Here is an 18,445-nt window from a genome sequence, read left to right as displayed (position 1 = left end):
GAGTCACAATGTCGATTGTCATCCGCGACGTGCGCGAGCACGAGCTCGATTCCGTCCTGGCTTTGAACAACAACGCTGGCCTGGCCATCCTTCCCCTGGATGCGGCCCGCCTGCGCCTGTTCTACGAAACCGCTGAGTATTTCCGCGTCGCCGAGCGCGACGGCAACCTGGCCGGTTTCCTGATCGGCTTCGGCAGCGACAGCCAGCACGACAGCAGCAACTTCGCCTGGTTCAAGCAGCAGCTGGACACCCCGTTCTTCTATATCGACCGCATCGTGGTCGCCAGCCGCCGTCGTGGCGGTGGCGTCGGCCGTGCGTTCTATGCCGACGCGCAGAGCTTCGCCGAGCTGCGCTACCCGCAGATGACCTGCGAAGTCTTCCTCGACCATGGCGCCGATGCCGCCCTGCTCTTCCACGGCAGCTTCGGCTTCCGCGAGCTGGGCCAGAACACCATGCCGCAGGTCGATGTGCGCGCCAGCATGCTGGCCAAGGAACTGTGCAGCTACCCGTGGGTCCAGGAGACCTACGGCGGCAAGCTGCCGGATGTGGCATGGACACGTGCCCGGCAGCTGCCGGCGCAGGCACAGCGGCCGACGGGGACCTGAGCGTGGCGGTGAATTTCGATTACGAACAGGCCGGTGAACTGAAGATCGGCCAGGTGGGCATCGCCAACCTGCGCATCCGTACCCTTGATGTCGAACGCCTCGTGCAGGAAATGCGCGAACGCGTCACCCGTGCGCCGAAACTGTTCGGCCGCGCCGCGGTGATCCTCGACTTCGGCGGCCTGAGCCAGGTGCCGGACGTGGCCACCGCGCAGGCGCTGGTCGATGGCCTGCGCAGTGCCGGCGTGCTGCCGGTGGCGCTGGCCTATGGCACCAGCGCGGTCGACCTGCTCTCGCAACAGCTCGGGCTGCCCCTGCTGGCCAAATTCCGCGCCCAGTACGAGCGTGCCGAGGCCGAGCCGGCTCCGCCGCCGCCCGCGCCGGAACCGCGTCGCGCGGCCCGTGCCGAACCGAAGCCGGCGCCGGCCACGCCGGTGGCCAAGGTCGCCGACGCCGCCGCACCGCAGCCGGGCCGCATGCAGCTGGGCAACGTGCGTTCGGGCCAGCAGCTGTACGCTGAGAACTGCGACCTGACCGTGATGGCCACCGTCGGTGCCGGCGCCGAAGTCATCGCCGACGGCAGCATCCATATCTACGGCACCCTGCGCGGCCGCGCGCTGGCAGGGGCCCAGGGCAACACCGCGGCACGCATTTTCTGCCGTGATTTCCATGCGGAACTGGTGGCCATTGCAGGCCACTACAAGGTACTGGACGATGTCCCGGACAACCTGCGCGGCAAAGCCGTGCAGGTGTGGCTGGAACAGGACCAGATCAAGATCGCTGCGCTGGACTGACGCAGCTCCAAACTCATGCAGAACCAGGAGAAGTCCTTTGGCTGAAATCATCGTAGTCACCTCCGGCAAGGGCGGCGTCGGCAAGACCACTTCCAGCGCGAGCCTGGCCTGCGGCCTGGCACGGCGCGGCAAGAAGGTGGCGGTGATCGACTTCGACGTCGGCCTGCGCAACCTCGACCTGATCATGGGCTGCGAACGCCGCGTGGTGTACGACTTCGTCAACGTCGTGCACGGCGAAGCGACCCTCAAGCAGGCCCTGATCAAGGACAAGCGCTTCGAGAACCTGTACGTGCTGGCCGCCTCGCAGACCCGCGACAAGGACGCACTGACCCAGGAAGGCGTGGGCAAGGTCCTGAAGGACCTGGCCGCCGACGGCTTCGATTACATCATCTGCGACTCCCCGGCCGGCATCGAGAAGGGCGCCTTCCTGGCGATGTACTTCGCCGACCGCGCCGTGGTGGTGGTAAACCCGGAAGTGTCGTCGGTGCGCGACTCGGACCGCATCATCGGCCTGCTCGATTCGAAGACCCACAAGGCCGAGTCCGGCCAGGACGTGCCGGCCTTCCTGCTGCTGACCCGCTACACGCCGCTGCGCGTGGAAAGTGGCGAGATGCTCAGCATCGCCGACGTCGAGGAAGTGCTAGGCCTGAAGGCGATTGGCGTGATCCCCGAGTCGGGTGACGTGCTCAACGCCTCCAACAAGGGCGAGCCGGTCATCCTGGATGTCGAGTCCGCTGCCGGCCAGGCCTACGACGACGCCGTCGCGCGCATCCTCGGCGAAGAACGCCCGATGCGCTTCACCAACGTCGAGAAGAAGGGCTTCTTCAGCAAGCTGTTCGGAGGGTAAGCATGGGCCTGTTTGATTTCCTCAAAGCGAAGAAGACCACCGCCGAAACCGCCAAGAACCGCCTGCAGATCATCATCGCGCAGGAACGCAGCAACCGTGGCGGCCCCGATTACCTGCCGCTGCTGCAGCGTGAGCTGCTGGAAGTGATCAAGAAGTACGTGAACATCGACGTCGATGCGGTGAAGGTCGACCTGGTGAAGGATGGCCAGCACGACGTGCTGGACATCTCCGTGGCGCTGCCTGAAGGCCCGGACAAACCCTGATCCCCCGCCCCGCCCGTGCCTGCATGGGCGGGGCTGCCCGACCCGCATGACCGATACGACAACCGCCGTGGACATCACCTGCGTGGGCGACATCGCCTTCGCCGATGCGCAGCGCCTGCTCGCCGCGCATGGGCTGCGGCTGCACCACGTCGCGGCTGGTGAACCCATTCCCGGCAGCTACTGGGGCGAGCCCGAGGCCGGCATCATCGCCAGCAACGTGTACGTGCGCGACGACACGCCCGTACATTCGATGCTGCACGAAGCCTGCCACCTGATCGTGCTGCCGCCGGAGCGGCGTGCGCAGGTGCATACCGACGCCACCGACTCGGTGGCCGAGGAAGATGCCACTTGCTACCTGCAGATCGTGCTGGCCGGGCAGCTGCCGGGTGTTGGCAGTGCGCGGCTGATGGCCGACATGGATGCCTGGGGGTATACGTATCGGCTGGGGTCTACCAAGGCGTGGTTTGAACAGGACGCCGAGGATGCGCGGGCGTGGTTGATCGAACGCGGGTTGCTGCAGGCGGCGTAACCGCCATCCACGCATGGCGTGGATCTACTGTAGAGCCGAGCCCATGCTCGGCTGCTCTTCGCTGTTACGAGCGCGAATGCAAAGCCAAAAGCAGCCGAGCATGGGCTCGGCTCTACAGGATCACCCCTGCCCGGCCAGCGCGCGCAGGGTAATGCCGACGATGTAGGCCAGGTACGTGCCGGTGGCATAGCCCATCGTGCCCAGCAGCACGCCCACCGGCGCCAGCGCCGGATGGAACGCGGCCGCCACTACCGGCGCCGAGGCCGGGCCGCCGATGTTCGATTGCGAACCGATCGCGAAATAGAAGAACGGCACCTTCAGCAGCTTGCCCAGGCACCACAGCAGCACGATGTGCACGGCAATCCAGATCAGGCCGAGCAGGAACAGCCACGGGCGATCCAGCAGCGCCAGCAGATCCATCTGCATGCCGATGCAGGCGATCAGGAAATACAGCAGCAGCGAGCCCAGCCGCGAGGCGCCCGCCCCTTCCAGGGTACGTGCACGGGTGAAGCTCAGGCTCAGGCCCAGCGAGGTCGACAGCACCACCACCCAAACGAACGGCGCATCCAGGCTGAACTGCGAAGCCCAGCTGACGTTGGCCTTGAACCACGCCGCCAGCGGCGCGCCGATGGCGTGCGACAGGCCCACGCCACCGAAGGCCACCGCCACGATCAGCATCAGGTCGGTGAGGCTGGGAATGCGCTCGTGCTCGGCCTGGAAGCGCGCGATACGCTCCTTCAGTTCATCGATGGCCGACGTATCGGCGCCGCTGCGCGCATCGATCTTCGCTGCGCGCCCGGCCAGGAAGATCAGTGCCGCCATCCATACATAACCCACGCCGACATCGACCACCGCGAACTGGCCGAAGGTGGTTGCATTGACGTCGAACACTTCGCGCATCGCCAGCATGTTGGCACCGCCGCCGATCCAGCTGCCCGCCAGGGCGGCCATGCCGGCCCAGGTGTCACCGGCCACGGTTTCCGGATGCACCGCGCGCATCAACAGGAAGGCCACCACCGCACCCAGCATGATGCTGGCCGAGGCGCCCAGGTACATCAGCACCAGCTTCGGGCCCAGCCGCAGGATGCCCTTGATGTCCACCGCCAGGGTCAGCAGGATCAGCGCTGCCGGCAGCAGGATGTCGCGTGCGATCGGGTTGTAGAGCTTGGTGTTCTGGCCATCGATGAGGCCGACGGTGTTGTAGATGCCGGGAATCAGGTAGCACAGCAGCAGCGCTGGCACGAACGTGTAGAAGCGCTTCCACAGGCCCTGCTCGCGCGAGGCGGTCCAGAACACGGCGCCGAGGGTGGCGGCGATCAAACCGAAGACGACGATGTCGTTCTGGATCATGCAAGTCCTCGTGTAGAGCCGAGCCATGCTCGGCTGCTGTTGGCGAAGGTGTGCCGACCAACGGTCGGCACCCACCGGCGGGAACATCGGCACCCACCGGCGAAAACAAAAGCGCCGCCCCGGAGGGCGGCGCTGCAGCCATCAGTTGCCGATGTGCTGCTTCAGCCAGGCATTGACGGTGTCATGCCACAGGATGCTGTTGTTCGGCTTCAGCACCCAGTGGTTCTCATCCGGGAAGTACAGGAACTTCGATTCGATGCCCTGGCGCTGGGCGGCGGTGAACGCGGCCAGACCCTGCTCGACCGGAATGCGGAAGTCCTGTTGGCCGTGGATGACCAGGATCGGCTTCTTCCAGTCCGCCACGTGGTTGACAGGGTTGAACTTCTCGTAGTTCGCGGCCTTCTGATACGGCGTACCGCCCTGCTCCCACTCGGTGAACCACAGCTCTTCGGTGGCGTAGCCCATCATGCGCTGGTCGAACACGCCGTCATGGTTGACCAGGCACTTGAAGGGGCTGTTCCAGTTGCCGGCAATCCAGTTGACCATGAAGCCGCCGTAGCTGGCGCCCAGCGCACAGGCCTTGTCACCGTTGAGGAAGGAATACTTCTTCAGCGCCGCGTCCCAGCCCTTCTGCAGGTCTTCCAGCGGGCGGTCGCCCCAGTGCTGGCTGATCGCATCGGTGAAGGCCTGGCCATAGCCGGTGGAACCATGGAAATCGATCATCACCACCGCGTAGCCCTGGCCCGCGTAGGTCTGCGGGTTCCAGCGGTAGCTCCAGCCGTTGCCGAAGCTGCCCTGCGGGCCGCCGTGGATCAGGAACGCGACCGGGTAGGACTTGCCTTCCTGGTAGTTGTGCGGCTTGACCACGTAGCCGTGCACGGTGTCGTTGTTCCAGCCCTTGAACTCGAACTGCTCGTAGTCGCCGAAGGACACGTCCTTCAGCACGTCGCCAGCGGCCGGGGTCAGCGCGCGCAGTTCGCCGATGGCTTCGCCCGCGGCCGGCAGCAGGCCGACCAGCACCTGGTCGTTGCTCTTCAGGCTGTTGCGGGTGATGGCCACGCTGTTGCCGGCCACGTCGACAGCAGTAACGCTGCCATCGCCAATCAGCTTGGTGGCCTTGCCGCTGGCCACGTCGATCTGGAACAGCGGGTGTTCGCCGAGGTCATCGGCGGTGGTGTAGATGCTGGCGCCGTCGGCGGACAGGGCGATGCCGCCAGCCGAACGATCCCACTGCGGGGCGATCTCGCGCGTCTTGCCGCTGGCAACGTCCATCGCCATCAGGCCGAAGCGATCGGCTTCGAAGCCCGGGCGCTTCATCGCACGGTAGAACAGGGTCTTGCCGTCGGCGCTGAACACCGGGCCGGCATCCCAGGCCGGGTTGGACGCGGTCAGGTTGACCGGTGCCTGCTTGCCCGCAGCGTCGAAGCGGTACAGGTCGAAGTTGGTCGACCACGGCTCCTGCTTGCCGGCCACGCGGATGCTGGCCACCACGCTGGCACCATCCGGCGACCACGCGAAATCGTCATTGCCACCGAACGGCTTGGACGGCGCGTCGCCATCGATGGTCGCGCTCAGCGCCGAAGCGCCCTTGACCGCGCCGGCTTTGGCTGCCGGCAGCGGCGCCACGAACAGGGTGTTGCGGCGGCCGTCGTTCCAGGTATCCCAGTGGCGCACGAACAGCGAATCGAAGACCTTGCCGCTGGCCTTGGCGCCGGCTACATCCTTCAGCTTCTTTTCGGTGCAGGCTAGGTCCGAGGCGCAGGCCTGGAACACGCCGGCGCTGAACAGCACGCGGTCGTCCTGCGGCGACACGTGGTAGCTGTCCACGTCCACCGGGAAGTCGGTCAGCTGGCGCGGAGCACCGCCGCTGATCGGCTGCGCGTACAGCTGCTGGCTGCCGTTCTTGGCGCTGAGGAAGTACACGGTCTGGCCATCGGCCGACAGCGAAGCGGAATTGACACTCCAGCCAGCCGGGGTGATCTGCTTCGGCGGCGCCGCATCGCGGGTGCGCAGGTTGCGTGCGAACAGCGCGGTGGAGGCCTTCAGGTTGGCGTCCACGCTGCGCTTGGCGAACACCACGGTGCCGCCGTCAGCGGTCAGTACCGGCGCGGAGACGCGGTCCATGGCCACCATGTCGCGGACTTCCAGGCCACGGGCAGCGGCAACGCTGGGCAGGGCGGCCAGCAGGCTCAGTGGCAGCAGGGCATGACGCAGTTTCATCGGGGTCTCCGCAGGACGGCAAAAAACCGATGTTAGGCCCGTGCGGCCGGGGCTGCCAAGGCCATCGGTCATGCCTGCGGGCGGACAATCGCCAGAAACAGCAAACCGCGCCGTAGCGCGGTTTGCGGTAGTGCCGGCCGCGGGCCGGCAACCAGGGGTATCACGGGATTCCGGTATTGCCGGCCAGCGGCCGGCACACCCCGTCCCTTACGCCTTGGTGTACTTGCCCGTGCGGTAGATCAGCCAGCCGACCAGGAACAGCACGGCCAGGCCGATCCACTGTGCGCCCGGCAGGTGGAACGGCACGGCCAGCACGTCGGCACGGCTGCTGACCACGATCGGAATCGCGATGGCGATGCCCATCAGCGCCTCGCCGGTGATCAGGCCGGCAGCGAACAGCACGCCCGGCTTGTGCACGCGGTCGCGGCCTTCTTCGTCATCGGCGCGCACCTTGTGGAAGCGCTCCACCAGGTGGGCAATCAGGCCACCGAGGAAGATCGGCACCATCAGTTCCAGCGGCAGGTAGATACCGATGGCGGCGGCCAGCACCGGCACGCGGAAGCGTGCGTTGCGCGACTTCAACCAGCTGTCGAAGGCGATGATGGCGGCGCCGACCACGGCACCGATGCCGATGAAGGTCCACGGCAGTTCGCCACCGAACAGGCCCTTGGCCACCGAGGCCATCAGGTTGGCCTGCGGTGCAGCCAGCGCGTTCGGGTGCAGCTCGGACTTCACGCCGATGCCGTAGGCGGTAGCCAGCAGGTTCAGCACCGGGGCCATGATCAGTGCGCACGAGAACGCACCGATGCCCAGCATCAGCTGCTGCTTCCACGGGGTGGCGCCGACGATGTAGCCGGCCTTGAGGTCCTGCAGGTTGTCACCGCCGACCGCCGCAGCACAGCACACCACCGCGCCGATCATGATCGCAGCCACCGCACCCAGCGGCGCACCGCCGGCACCGACCGGCTTGAGGCCATCGGCGCCCAGCAGCACCACCAGCACGGCCGAGGCGAACAGGATGGTGGAGATGGTGATGCCCGAGACCGGGTTGTTGGACGAACCGATCAGGCCGGCCAAGTAGGCCGAGACCGACACGAACAGGAAGCCGGCGACGATCATGATGATGGTCATCGGGATCGACACGTGCCACTGGCCGACGATGGCCTGGTACAGGGCCAGCAGCGGCAGCACGAAGACCACCAGGGCCACCAGCATCCACTTCATCGGCAGGTCGCGCTCGGTGTGCGCCAGCACCGGGCCGCCGCTCTTGCGGGCGGCGGCAAAGCCGCTCTTGACGCCGTTGAGCAGCGACTTGCGCAGCGAGATCAGGGTCCAGATACCACCGATCAGCATCGCGCCGACACCCAGGTAGCGCATCTTCGCGCCCCAGATGGCAAATGCGGCTTCGGTGGACGAAGCGGTGGCGACCGACGCGGCCAGTGCCGGATCGGTGTTCATGAAGAACGCTTGGTAGATCGGAATGGCGATGTGCCAGGTCAGGATCGAGCCGGACACCACCACGATGCCGACATTGAGGCCGACGATGTAGCCCACGCCCAGCAGTGCCGGCGACAGGTTGGTGCCGATGAAGGCGGTGACCTTGGAGCTGCCGACGTAGGCCGAAGTGGCCCAGGCATCGGGAATCAGGCGCATGCCGCTTTCCGCGGCCAGCTTGACGAAGGCACCGATCACCGCCGACAGGCCGAGGATCTTCAGGCCCGGGCCCGGGTTCTCACCGGCCTTGAGCACTTCTGCCGCCGCCTTGCCTTCCGGGAACGGAAGCGGGTCTTCGACGATCATCGAACGGCGCAGCGGCACCGAGAACAGCACGCCCAGCAGGCCGCCGAGACCGGCGATGCCCAGCACCCACCAGTACTTGAAGTCCGGCCAGTAGCCCATGATCACCAGCGCCGGGATGGTGAAGATCACACCGGCGGCGATTGACGAGCCGGCCGAGGCGCCGGTCTGCACGATGTTGTTCTCGAGGATGGAGCCACCGCCCAGCAGGCGCAGCACGCCCATGGAAATCACCGCGGCGGGAATGGCGGTGGCGATGGTCAGGCCTGCGAACAGACCGAGGTAGGCGTTTGCGGCCGACAGCACCACCGCCAGCACGATGGCCAGGGCCACTGCGCGGAAGGTGAGCTGCTTGGGCGCAGCGTCGTGGTTCATGGAAGCCCCTGCTGGCAAAAAATCCCTGCCACGCTAGCGTTCAGGACAGATCAAGTCCAGCGTGCCAAAGGATGGGGGCGTGTGCTGCAGCGCAATGGGCCAGTACGTGGACCGGCAATCGACCGACCCGGCAAAGTCCGGTTGGGCACACAGCAAATGATATGTTATATCTTAATGCTACCTTGTTGTTACTGCATCGCATGCCCCCTTCCCTCTCCCCTCGCCTGGCCTCCATCGACCAGCTGCGCGGCACCGTGATGCTGTTGATGTTGCTGGACCACGTGCGCGAGACCTTCTTCCTGCAGCACCAGGTGAGCGACCCGATGGACGCGGCGACGGTCTCCCCTGCGCTGTTCGCCTGCCGTCTGCTGGCCCACCTGTGCGCGCCCGTGTTCGTCCTGTTGACCGGTCTTTCGGCCTGGCTGTACGGCCAGCGCCAGGCGGATCCGCGCCGGGCCACGTCCGCCTTCCTGCTCAAGCGCGGCCTGTTCCTGGTCGTGCTGGAACTGACCCTGGTGAACTTCGCCTGGACCTTCCAGCTGCCACCGGACACGCTGTACCTGCAGGTGATCTGGGCCATCGGCCTGAGCATGATCGCGCTGGGCGGCCTGTTGTGGCTGCCCCGTCCCGTCCTGCTGGTGGCCGCGGTCGCGGTGGTGGCCGGGCACAACGTGTTGGATGGTGTGCGGACGGAAGGCAACGGGCCGCTGCCGGTGCTGTGGAAAGTGCTGCACCAGCGCGACTGGATGGAGGCCGGTGCGCTGCGCCTGCGTACGTCCTATCCGGTGCTGCCGTGGATCGGGGTGATCGCACTGGGCTATCTGATGGGGCCCTGGTTCGCCCGCGAACGCGCGCCGGAGCAGCGCCAGCACTGGCTGCTGTGGGCAGGCGTCGGTGCGCTGGCCCTGTTCGCGCTGCTGCGGTTCGCCAACCAGTACGGGGATGCACCGTGGCAGTACCAAAGCAGCACGCTGCGCACATGGATGAGCGTGTTCAACATCACCAAGTACCCGCCGTCGCTGCAGTTCCTGCTGTTGACACTGGGCGTGGGGCTGTTGCTGCTGCGCCTGTACGAATGGCCGCCACTGGCGCGCGCACTGCGCCCGCTGGCCGATATCGGCGCCGCGCCGATGTTCTTCTACCTGCTGCATCTGTATGTGCTGAAGGGGTTGTACCTGGGCGCGCTGGCGATCTGGGGGCCGACACACGGTGACCTGTACGCCCTGGATTCGGTGGCCGGCCTGCTGCTGGTGGCCTGTGCGCTGGCGGTGGTGCTGTACCCGCCGACGCAGGCATTCGCGCGATTCAAGGCGCGAAGGCGCGATCTGGCGTGGTTGCGGTACCTGTGATCTCCCAGGCCAATCCGGCAATCCACGCATGGCGTGGATCTACTGAAAGCGGATCGGGCCACAGGCCTATAATTCCGCGATGAATTCCACTGCTATCGCTTCCGACGATTTCCTGGGCCACCCCAAGGGCGTCTACGTCTGCTTCTTCACTGAAATGTGGGAGCGCTTCTCCTTCTACGGCATGAAGGCGCTGCTGCTGCTGTACCTGACCAAATACCACCTGTTCGGCGACAAGGCCGGCCTGGACCTGCTCGGTGCCTACGGCGGCCTGGTGTACTGCATCCCGGTATTCGGCGGCATGCTGGCCGACCGCTGGCTGGGCATGCGCCGGGCGGTGCTGTTCGGCGGTATCCTGCTGGTGCTCGGCCACCTTGGCATGGCCTTCGAAGGCCACGCCGCGTACCGGGTGAACGGCGAAGTGGTGCGCGACACCTCGGCACTGGCGGTGACCTACCTGTCGCTGGCGCTGATCATCATGGGCGTCGGCTTCCTCAAGCCGAACATCTCCACCATCGTCGGCAAGCTGTACGCTAGGGACGATCCGCGCCGCGATTCGGGCTTCTCGCTGTTCTACGCCGGCATCAACCTCGGCGCGCTGTTCTCCTCGCTGGTGTGCGGCTTCCTCGGCGAGGCCTACGGCTGGAAGTACGGTTTCGGTGCAGCCGGTATCGGCATGCTGGCCGGCCTGGCGATGTTCCTGTGGGGCCAGAAATACCTGCAGGGCCACGCCGAGCCGCCGCAACCGGCGGCGCTGAAGCAGAAGGTGCTGGGCCTGCCGCGCGAATGGCTCATTTATCTGTGCGCGGTGCTCGGTGTGCTGCCGGTCGCGTGGCTGATGTGGGCCGCCGGCAATGGCGCGTTCGCGCTGGGCGGTGAAATCAGCCTGGCGCTGATGCTGATGCTGGTGGTGCTGGGCGGCGTGCTGGTCTGGTTCGCCTGGTTCACCGGCAGCAAGTGCACACCGGTGCAGCGCCAGCAGATGATCGCGCTGATGGTGCTGATCTTCATGGCGCTGGTGTTCTTCACCATGTACGAGCAGTCCTACGGCTCGTGGGTGACCTTCACCGACCGCCTGCTGACCAAGGACATCGTGCCCTCGCTGGTGATCACCGGCGGTACGCCGCTGCCATGGTCGATCATCTCGCTGCTGCTGGCACCGCTCGGCTTCGTAGTCAGCACGCGGTTGTCTGAGCGCCGTCCGGGCTCATCTGCGCCGCGCACCTTCTTTGCCGCCATCGTCGTGCTGATGCTGGTGCTGCTGGTACGCGACTGCCTGGTGATTCCGCAAACCGCCGGCTCGCTCACCTATCTGGGCGGCCTGTTCCTGGTGCTGCTGGCACCGGCCTTCGCCGCACTGTGGACGTGGATGGACCGCCGCGGCTGGGAACCGGGCAAGCCGGTCAAATCGGCCTGGGGTCTGGTGATCGGCGCGCTGTCGTTCGTGCCGCTGGCACTGGCCGCACAGCAGGTCGGCGCTACCGGCGAGATGGCCAGTGTGTGGTGGCTGGTGCTGGCCTACTTCCTGCTGGCCAGTGGCGAGATGTGCCTGTCGCCGGTCGGCCTGTCGGCGGTCACCCAGTTGGCCGTGCCGCGGGTGATGAGCCTGATGATGGGCACCTGGTTCCTGGCCACCGCCTTCTCGGAGACGCTGGCCGCGCTGTTCGGCAAGCTGGCCGCGATCGAGGTGCCAGAAGGCGAATCGCTGGACATGGTGGCCGCCGCCGGTGCCTATGCGCACCTGTTCTGGCTGCTGATGTGGATCGGCCTGGGCTGTGCGCTGGCCGCCTTCATTGCCGCGCCGCTGCTGAAGAAGATGATGCACGGGGTCAAGTAAGCCCGGTGCAGGCAAAATCCGGGGCGGCGGATCGATCATCCGCCGCCCCCAGCTTGTTCAGGGCGCGCTGCTCTTTTCCGCAGGCGCGGCCTGCGCGGCCACCTGTCCCCCCAGGCTGCGCGAGAGGAAGGCCAGCAACCTGCTGTAGTACGTGCGTTGATTGGCAGGAGAATAGAAACCATGCCCTTCGTTCTTGACGAACAGGGTTTCCACCGGCGAGCCGGCCTTCTTCAACGCAGCTTCCATGCGTTCACTGTGCACGATCGGCGCACGCTGGTCCTGGCCCCCCGCGGCCAGGAATACCGGCACCCGCACCTGCGCGGCCAGATTCACCGGGGAACGCTCTGCCAGATCCTTGGGCGACCCCAGCCAGTTGCGCAGATAGGCCAGGCCTGACTCATCACTCTGGATGTCTCCACGGGCGTACATCAACGGCAGGTCGTAGATGCCGACGTAGCCCGCCGCGCACTGGTAGAGGCCCGGTTCGCGCACCGCCCCCATCATTGCCGCATAGGCACCGTAACTGGCCCCGTAGATGCAGATGCGGTTCTTGTCGGCCACGCCCTGTTCGATCGCCCAGCGCGTGGCATCGGTGACGTCATCCTGCATCGACAGTCCCCATTGCTTGCGCGCGGCCTGCATGTGGGCCCGGCCATAACCGGAAGATCCGCGGAAATTTACCTGCAATACCGCGTAACCTGCCGCCGCCAGCATCTGCGCCTCGGTGTCATAGGCGCCGTCGTCGGCAACACCGATCGGACCTCCGTGCGGCACCACCACCATCGGCAGCGCACGGGCCTCGCGGCCGTGCGGGACGGTAAGGAAGCCATGCAGCGGACGCCCATCACGCGCCTTCAGGCTGATCGGACGCACCTCCGCCGCCAGCGCGGGGTCGATCCAGTCGCTCCGGCTGATCAGGTGCCGTGCACTCTTGCCAACCGTGTCATAGAGATAGAAATCGCCTGGATTGCTGCCTGACCAGGTTTCCACCAGCACCGTCCTGCCATCGCGCGTGCTGGAGGTGATGTAGGCCGCTCCGCCCAGGCCCGCTTCGAGGCTGCGGTAAAGGCGGGCTTCGTTCGAGGCGTCATCGAAGAATGCCGTTCGCGGCGCACTGCCAAGGAACAGTGCCCCGACCGGCACGCGGCTGCCGGGGCGCCGGATGATGCGCGCCGGGTCGGCGCTCTCATCGCGCAGCACGGTGCGTCGTTCATTGCTCTGGGGGTCCCAGCTGACAATGGCATCGGGTCCGTCTGCCTGCTCGACCTGCAGGTACGCCAGGCGACCGTCGGCCGAGAAGCCAAGGGGCAGCTCGATGTGCTTGCTCAGGGATTCATCGTTGAGCAGGATCCAGTCGCTGTTGCTGCCTGTGCGGTAGTAGAGCTTCTGCGTGCCATCGGTAACAACAGCGCGCGCGAAACGCACCTCGCCCTGCTCATCGATCGTGAAGTCCGCATCGGGGATGGGAGCCCGTGCCACCGCGTTGCGGCGACCGGTGATCACATCCATGCGCTCGACCTGGGCATGCGAACTGCCGACCAGCGGGATCACCGTCACCAGTGCGTTGCGATCGTCATCCTTGAGTTCATCGCTGAGGTACGCGGCCACCAGGCCTGCCGGTTTGACCTTGATGTTGGTGCCCAGGCTCTGGTCGGCAACCCGGTAACCCACCAGCAACTCGCCGCCCTTGCCGTTGGCATTGATACCGAACAGTTCGCCGGTCGGCGTCGGCCGGTCCAGCACGCCGAACTTCTGTGCCATGCCCACCAGCAGCCGCTCGTTGCTGACCCAGTCGAAGGTGTGGGCGTGATCGTTGCGGGGCGGGCGGAAGCTGCCGACCATCTTCATGTCGGCAATGCGATAGATCGCCAAGGCGGTTCCCGCCTCCAGCGGAACCGTCGCGGCGATGTACTCGCCCCCCGGCGAAATCTTGATGTCGGTAAACGACTCCTGACGCAGATAGCGATCCAGGTCCAGCGCTGCGGCCGATGCCCCACCCACAACCGCTCCCAACAGTACAGCCAGCACAATCCTGCGCATCCTTCCCCCATGGAAAACCGGACACCCTGTCCGGATGCACGATTCTAGGCACGTGACCGATTGCCGCGCCACATCGGCACAAAAAACGACGGCACCGTTGCCGGTGCCGTCGTTACCACTACCTTGGAGAGAGAGTCAGGACGTGGGTTCGGGGGGCGTGCGCCGGGTCAGTGGACCCCGCGCACCGCCAACGTAAGGGCCAGGATGCTGAGGATCACGGCAATGGTGCCGTCGAGCACGCGCCAGGTACTGGGCTTGGTGAACAGCGGCGCCAGCAGGCGTGCACCCAGGCCCTGCGCGGTCAGCCACAGGCAGCTGGCGGTGACCACGCCGGCGGCGAAGGCCATGCGGGCGTTGCCGAAGTTCTCGGCAATCGAACCGATCACCATCATGTCCAGCCAGAAGTGCGGGTTGATCAGCGAGAAGCCGACCGCGGCCATCAGCACCGCGCGGCGGCTGCCGTCGTCACTGTCAGCCTCGCCCATGCCACCGCCACCGGCGATCGCACGGCGTGCCGACTTCATTGCGTACCAGGCCAGGAACGCGACGCCGGCCCACAGCACGGCGGTGGTCAGCCACGGCAGTGCCGACGTGAGCGTGCGCAGGCCGGCCACGCTGGCGAAGATGAAGATCGCATCGATGGCCGCACAGGTGGCAACCACCGGCACGATGTGCTTGCGCAGGATGCCCTGGCGCAGGATGAAGGCGCTCTGGGCCCCGACCACGGCGAACAGGCCGATGCCGGTAGCTGCACCAGAGAACCAGGCACCGAGGCCGGTGCTGGCGGAGATGACCGAGAACATGGGATTCACTGCCTTTACTTGCTTGGGGGGACGGTGCCTCGCGAAGGCGGACAGCACCGGAACGGGCGCCATTGTCGCGCCGCAACATGGAAAAGACGAGCTAAACTTCCTAAACCAACATTAGCGGAACTTAATTCGATGCGTATCGACCATGCCCAGCTGCGCGCCCTGGCCGCGGTGATCCGCGAAGGCAGCTTCGACCGCGCCGCACAGTCGTTGAATGTCACGCCCTCGGCCATCTCGCAGCGGGTCAAGGCGCTGGAGGACCGGGTCGGCCGCCTGCTGGTCAAGCGCGGCACTCCGGCCACCGCCACCGCCGAGGGCCAGGTGCTGGTGCAGCTGGCCGAGCAGACCGCCCTGCTCGAACACGATGCCCTGCACCGTATGGGCCTGGCCGACGAGGACCTGCCCCAGGCAAGCATCCCGGTGGCGGTGAACCACGACAGCCTGGAGACCTGGTTCCCGCAGGCCGCCTCACAGTTCGCGCAAAGCACCGGCACCACGCTGGACCTGCGCGTGGAAGACCAGGACCACACCGTGGAGCTGCTGCGCCAGGGCACGGTGCTGGGCGCGGTGACCACGCTGGACGAGCCGGTGCAGGGCTGCCAGATCCACGCGCTGGGCAGCATCCGCTACGCAGCGACCTGTACCCCCGAGTTCCGCGAGCGCCATTTCGCCAAGGGCGTAACCGCGCAGGCGCTGGCGCAGGCCCCGGTGCTGGTATTCAACCGCAAGGACGAAATGCAGTCGCGCTTCGCCCGGCGCATGGCCGGCGACGACCTGCCCAGCACCGCGCCGACCTGGTGGATTCCGTCCACCCGCGCCTTCGTGCAGGCCAACCTGGGCGGCATGGGCTGGACCATGAACCCCCTGCCCTTGGTCAAGCGGCATCTGGACGCCGGGCGACTGGTCTACGTGCGCCAGCGCGCATGGGAAGACGTGCCGCTGTACTGGCAGCACTGGAAGGGCGACGTGCAGACCATGGCGCTGCTGACCCGCGCGGTGCTGGATGCCTCCTCGGCGCTGATCCGGCGCAAGCGCTGAAAAGGGGACGGAGGGGATTAAGTCGTTTAAGACCCAGACGACATATCGGGCAAAGACGACTTAATCCCCTCCGTCCCCTTTTTGCTCCATCCAACCTCCACGAAACCTCCACACCGGGTCCATGCGTGATGCGGATACTGGTCGGCCGATCACTGCAAGGATGCCCTGCATGCCTGTATTCGTCCGCGATGCGCGCCCCGAAGATGCCGCCGCCTGCATCGACCTGCGCGGGCGCACCCGCGAGAACGCCTTCAGTGCCACCCAGCTGGCGGAACTGGGCATCACCGAGGACAGCTGGGCGGCCGGCATCGCCCAAGGCGATTCGATCGGCCGCATCGCCTGGGAGGGCGAGCGCATGGCCGGTTACTGCTTCGCCGACCGCGACAGCGGCGAGGTGCTGGTGCTGGCCCTGCTGCCGGACTACGAAGGCCGCGGCATCGGCCGCCAGCTGCTGCAGGACGTGGTGAGCCTGACCCGCGATGCCGGTCACCAGCGGCTGTTCCTGGCCTGCTCGGCCGACCCGCGATCGCGCTCGCACGGCTTCTACCGCCGCCTGGGGTGGCGCCCGACCGGTGAGATCGACGACGCCGGAGACGAGATTCTGGAGCTGGTCTGATTGAAGGCGTCGCCAGGCAAGGCCTGGCGCTACCGGGTGAGGATGGTGCGAAGCGCCGGATGCTGCGTTGCATCAAAAAAGGATCGGATCCGGTTAGAATCGCACCTGGATGCTGCAAGGCGTTGTTTCTTCACGCCCTTTCCCTGCTCCATGCGCATCCTGACCTCCTCCCCTCCGCCAACGATCCCGCCCCCATGAAGAAATTTGGCAAGGCCCTGCTCGCCCTGCTCGTGCTGCTGTTGCTGGCCGCCGCGCTGTTCCTGTACTGGCCGCTGACCCAGCGCTCGGTGCCCGCCGCCAGCAACGACAAGCCCGTCGACGTTGTGCTGGTCGGCGCCGGCATCATGAGCATCACCCTGGCCACCTACCTGCAGGAACTGCAGCCGGACTGGAACATCCAGGTCTACGAACGCCTCGACGGCGTCGCCGGTGAAAGCTCCGACGGCTGGAACAACGCTGGCACCGGCCACTCGGCCTTCGCCGAACTGAACTACACCCCGGAACTGCCCGACGGCAGCATCGAGACCAAGCGCGCGGTCGGCATCGCCGAATCGTTCGAGGTCTCGCGCCAGTTCTGGTCGCACCAGGTCAAGGAAGGCCGGCTGAGCCAGCCCAGCGACTTCATCAACCCGACCCCGCACATGAGCTTCGTCTGGGGCGATGACAACATCGCCTACCTGCACAAGCGCCAGCAGGCCCTGGTGAAGAACCCGCTGTTCTACGGCATGCAGTACTCCGAGGATCCGGCCCAGATCAAGCAATGGGCACCGCTGCTGATGGAAGGCCGTGACCCGAAGCAGAAGGTCGCCGCGACCTGGATGCCGCTGGGCACCGACGTCAACTTCGGCGTGATCACCCGCCAGCTGACCACCGGCCTGCAGCGCAGCCCGAACTTCAGCCTGCACCTCAACCACGAAGTGAGCGCGCTGCGGCAGAACACCGACAAGAGCTGGAACGTGACGGTGAAGGACCTCAAGGCCGGCACCGAATCCACCACCCACGCCCGCTTCGTGTTCATCGGTGCCGGTGGCGCCGCGCTCAAGCTGCTGCAGATGTCGGGCATTCCGGAGTCGAAGGACTACGCCGGCTTCCCGGTCGGTGGCCAGTTCCTCGCCTTCCAGGGCCAGGACGTGACCTCGCGCCATGGCGTGAAGGCCTACGGCATGGCCGAGACCGGTTCGCCGCCAATGTCGGTGCCGCACCTGGATGCGCGCAAGCTGGACGGCAAGCCGGTGGTGCTGTTCGGGCCGTTCGCGCTGTACAGCACCAAGTTCCTCAAGCACGGCTCGTGGTGGGACCTGTATTCCTCGGTCACCCACAACAACGTCGGCCCGATGCTGGAAGTGGGCAAGGACAACCTGGACCTGGTGCAGTACCTGATGGGCCAGGCACGCCTGAACGATGCCGACCGCCAGGCCGAGCTGGTCAAGTACTTCCCCAATGCCAAGCCGGGTGACTGGAAGCTGATCACCGCCGGCCAGCGCGTGCAGATTATCAAGCGCGATCCGCTGAAGGGCCCGGTGCTGCAGTTCGGTACCGAGATCGTGACCGACAAGGACCACACCATCGCGGCCCTGCTCGGCGCCTCGCCGGGTGCGTCGACCTCGCCGCCGATCATGCTGGACCTGATGGCCAAGGCCTTCCCGGACCAGATGAAGGCCGGTTGGGAAGCGCGCCTGCGCGAGATCGTGCCGTCGTACGGGCGCAAGCTCAACGACAGCGCCGCGCTGGTCAACGAGATCCGCACGCTGACCAGCCAGACCCTGCACCTTCCCTACCTGGAAGTGCCGGTGGATGCCAACGCGGCAGCACCTGCACCGGCCGCAATTCCGGCTCCGGCTCCGGTCAAGGAAAAGCGCAACGCCAACGAGGAACTGCAGGCGCTGTAAGCCTGCGCGTTCCTTGCGATGCAGACGGACGGCCACCTTCGGGTGGCCGTTCGTTTTTGGGGCGGCTCCCTGCTGTAGAGCCGAGCCCATGCT

The 18,445-nt window shown here is 66.2% G+C and carries 15 protein-coding genes; 10 read left to right on the top strand and 5 right to left on the bottom strand.

What is annotated here, in order from left to right:
- Positions 1-8 precede the first annotated feature (8 nt).
- The 5 genes from ACW5IY_RS05790 to ACW5IY_RS05770 are packed head-to-tail and all read left to right on the top strand — an operon-like array spanning position 9 to position 3,035.
- Entirely contained in the window at positions 9-605 is a 597-nt protein-coding gene (locus tag ACW5IY_RS05790) for a GNAT family N-acetyltransferase (RefSeq protein WP_010483371.1), read from the top strand.
- Positions 551-1,396, top strand: coding sequence for a septum site-determining protein MinC (gene minC / locus ACW5IY_RS05785; RefSeq protein ID WP_049434598.1), 846 nt, complete (start codon positions 551-553; stop codon positions 1,394-1,396). Before ACW5IY_RS05790 ends, minC begins: the two co-directional genes overlap by 55 nt.
- Positions 1,397-1,433: 37 nt before the next feature.
- A complete protein-coding gene (gene minD / locus ACW5IY_RS05780; RefSeq protein WP_010483375.1) occupies positions 1,434-2,243 on the top strand; it encodes a septum site-determining protein MinD in 810 nt (269 codons plus the stop codon).
- A 2-nt stretch (positions 2,244-2,245) separates the two neighbouring features.
- On the top strand, positions 2,246-2,506 hold the full coding sequence (gene minE / locus ACW5IY_RS05775) for a cell division topological specificity factor MinE (protein ID WP_004148073.1): 261 nt from the start codon (positions 2,246-2,248) through the stop codon (positions 2,504-2,506).
- A 46-nt stretch (positions 2,507-2,552) separates the two neighbouring features.
- Entirely contained in the window at positions 2,553-3,035 is a 483-nt protein-coding gene (locus tag ACW5IY_RS05770) for a hypothetical protein (RefSeq protein ID WP_049434596.1), read from the top strand.
- Between the two features lie 120 nt (positions 3,036-3,155).
- Here the strand turns inward: ACW5IY_RS05770 and ACW5IY_RS05765 are convergent, their stop codons facing one another.
- From ACW5IY_RS05765 to ACW5IY_RS05755, 3 genes are all read right to left on the bottom strand, one after another.
- A complete protein-coding gene (locus ACW5IY_RS05765) occupies positions 3,156-4,412 on the bottom strand; it encodes a DUF819 family protein (RefSeq protein WP_049434683.1) in 1,257 nt (418 codons plus the stop codon).
- Positions 4,413-4,526: 114 nt separating this feature from the next.
- The gene (locus tag ACW5IY_RS05760) at positions 4,527-6,605 is read right to left on the bottom strand and encodes an alpha/beta hydrolase family protein (protein WP_049434594.1); all 2,079 of its coding nucleotides are present in this window, start codon (positions 6,603-6,605) and stop codon (positions 4,527-4,529) included.
- Between the two features lie 207 nt (positions 6,606-6,812).
- Complete coding sequence (locus ACW5IY_RS05755; protein WP_032127608.1) at positions 6,813-8,777, bottom strand: OPT family oligopeptide transporter; 1,965 nt, start codon at positions 8,775-8,777, stop codon at positions 6,813-6,815.
- 200 nt (positions 8,778-8,977) lie between these two features.
- Here ACW5IY_RS05755 and ACW5IY_RS05750 point away from each other — a divergent pair, with 200 nt between their 5' ends.
- A complete protein-coding gene (locus tag ACW5IY_RS05750; protein WP_049434593.1) occupies positions 8,978-10,126 on the top strand; it encodes a DUF1624 domain-containing protein in 1,149 nt (382 codons plus the stop codon).
- Positions 10,127-10,205: 79 nt separating this feature from the next.
- On the top strand, positions 10,206-11,960 hold the full coding sequence (locus tag ACW5IY_RS05745) for a peptide MFS transporter (protein WP_049434590.1): 1,755 nt from the start codon (positions 10,206-10,208) through the stop codon (positions 11,958-11,960).
- Between the two features lie 57 nt (positions 11,961-12,017).
- Here ACW5IY_RS05745 and ACW5IY_RS05740 read toward each other — a convergent pair whose 3' ends face one another.
- Both ACW5IY_RS05740 and ACW5IY_RS05735 read right to left on the bottom strand, forming a co-directional pair.
- The gene (locus ACW5IY_RS05740; protein ID WP_049434588.1) at positions 12,018-14,000 is read right to left on the bottom strand and encodes an alpha/beta hydrolase family protein; all 1,983 of its coding nucleotides are present in this window, start codon (positions 13,998-14,000) and stop codon (positions 12,018-12,020) included.
- A gap of 167 nt (positions 14,001-14,167) precedes the next feature.
- Positions 14,168-14,803, bottom strand: coding sequence for a LysE/ArgO family amino acid transporter (locus ACW5IY_RS05735; protein ID WP_049434586.1), 636 nt, complete (start codon positions 14,801-14,803; stop codon positions 14,168-14,170).
- A gap of 138 nt (positions 14,804-14,941) precedes the next feature.
- On the opposite strand from ACW5IY_RS05735, the gene ACW5IY_RS05730 reads away from it, so the two are divergent.
- From ACW5IY_RS05730 to mqo, 3 genes are all read left to right on the top strand, one after another.
- Positions 14,942-15,847 carry a LysR family transcriptional regulator ArgP gene (locus tag ACW5IY_RS05730; RefSeq protein ID WP_006424060.1) on the top strand — a complete coding sequence of 302 codons (906 nt, stop codon included), beginning with the start codon at positions 14,942-14,944 and terminating at the stop codon, positions 15,845-15,847.
- Between the two features lie 169 nt (positions 15,848-16,016).
- The gene (locus ACW5IY_RS05725) at positions 16,017-16,463 is read left to right on the top strand and encodes a GNAT family N-acetyltransferase (protein WP_049434583.1); all 447 of its coding nucleotides are present in this window, start codon (positions 16,017-16,019) and stop codon (positions 16,461-16,463) included.
- 194 nt (positions 16,464-16,657) lie between these two features.
- On the top strand, positions 16,658-18,352 hold the full coding sequence (gene mqo, locus ACW5IY_RS05720; RefSeq protein ID WP_049434581.1) for a malate dehydrogenase (quinone): 1,695 nt from the start codon (positions 16,658-16,660) through the stop codon (positions 18,350-18,352).
- Positions 18,353-18,445: the final 93 nt, after the last annotated feature.

The sequence above is a fragment of the Stenotrophomonas sp. C-A genome (genome assembly GCF_054030835.1).
Note: the sequence above shows the minus strand (reverse complement) of the source record. Positions and strands in the feature narration are given on the sequence as shown.

Coding starts and splice junctions, on each gene's coding strand:
- ACW5IY_RS05790 (WP_010483371.1), top strand. CDS start 9: ATGTCGATTGTCATCCGCGACGTGCGCGAGCACGAGCTCGATTCCGTC.
- minC (WP_049434598.1), top strand. CDS start 551: ATGGACACGTGCCCGGCAGCTGCCGGCGCAGGCACAGCGGCCGACGGG.
- minE (WP_004148073.1), top strand. CDS start 2,246: ATGGGCCTGTTTGATTTCCTCAAAGCGAAGAAGACCACCGCCGAAACC.
- ACW5IY_RS05770 (WP_049434596.1), top strand. CDS start 2,553: ATGACCGATACGACAACCGCCGTGGACATCACCTGCGTGGGCGACATC.
- ACW5IY_RS05765 (WP_049434683.1), bottom strand. CDS start 4,412: ATGGCTCGGCTCTACACGAGGACTTGCATGATCCAGAACGACATCGTC.
- ACW5IY_RS05760 (WP_049434594.1), bottom strand. CDS start 6,605: ATGAAACTGCGTCATGCCCTGCTGCCACTGAGCCTGCTGGCCGCCCTG.
- ACW5IY_RS05755 (WP_032127608.1), bottom strand. CDS start 8,777: ATGAACCACGACGCTGCGCCCAAGCAGCTCACCTTCCGCGCAGTGGCC.
- ACW5IY_RS05750 (WP_049434593.1), top strand. CDS start 8,978: ATGCCCCCTTCCCTCTCCCCTCGCCTGGCCTCCATCGACCAGCTGCGC.
- ACW5IY_RS05745 (WP_049434590.1), top strand. CDS start 10,206: ATGAATTCCACTGCTATCGCTTCCGACGATTTCCTGGGCCACCCCAAG.
- ACW5IY_RS05740 (WP_049434588.1), bottom strand. CDS start 14,000: ATGCGCAGGATTGTGCTGGCTGTACTGTTGGGAGCGGTTGTGGGTGGG.
- ACW5IY_RS05735 (WP_049434586.1), bottom strand. CDS start 14,803: ATGTTCTCGGTCATCTCCGCCAGCACCGGCCTCGGTGCCTGGTTCTCT.
- ACW5IY_RS05730 (WP_006424060.1), top strand. CDS start 14,942: ATGCGTATCGACCATGCCCAGCTGCGCGCCCTGGCCGCGGTGATCCGC.
- ACW5IY_RS05725 (WP_049434583.1), top strand. CDS start 16,017: ATGCCTGTATTCGTCCGCGATGCGCGCCCCGAAGATGCCGCCGCCTGC.
- mqo (WP_049434581.1), top strand. CDS start 16,658: ATGAAGAAATTTGGCAAGGCCCTGCTCGCCCTGCTCGTGCTGCTGTTG.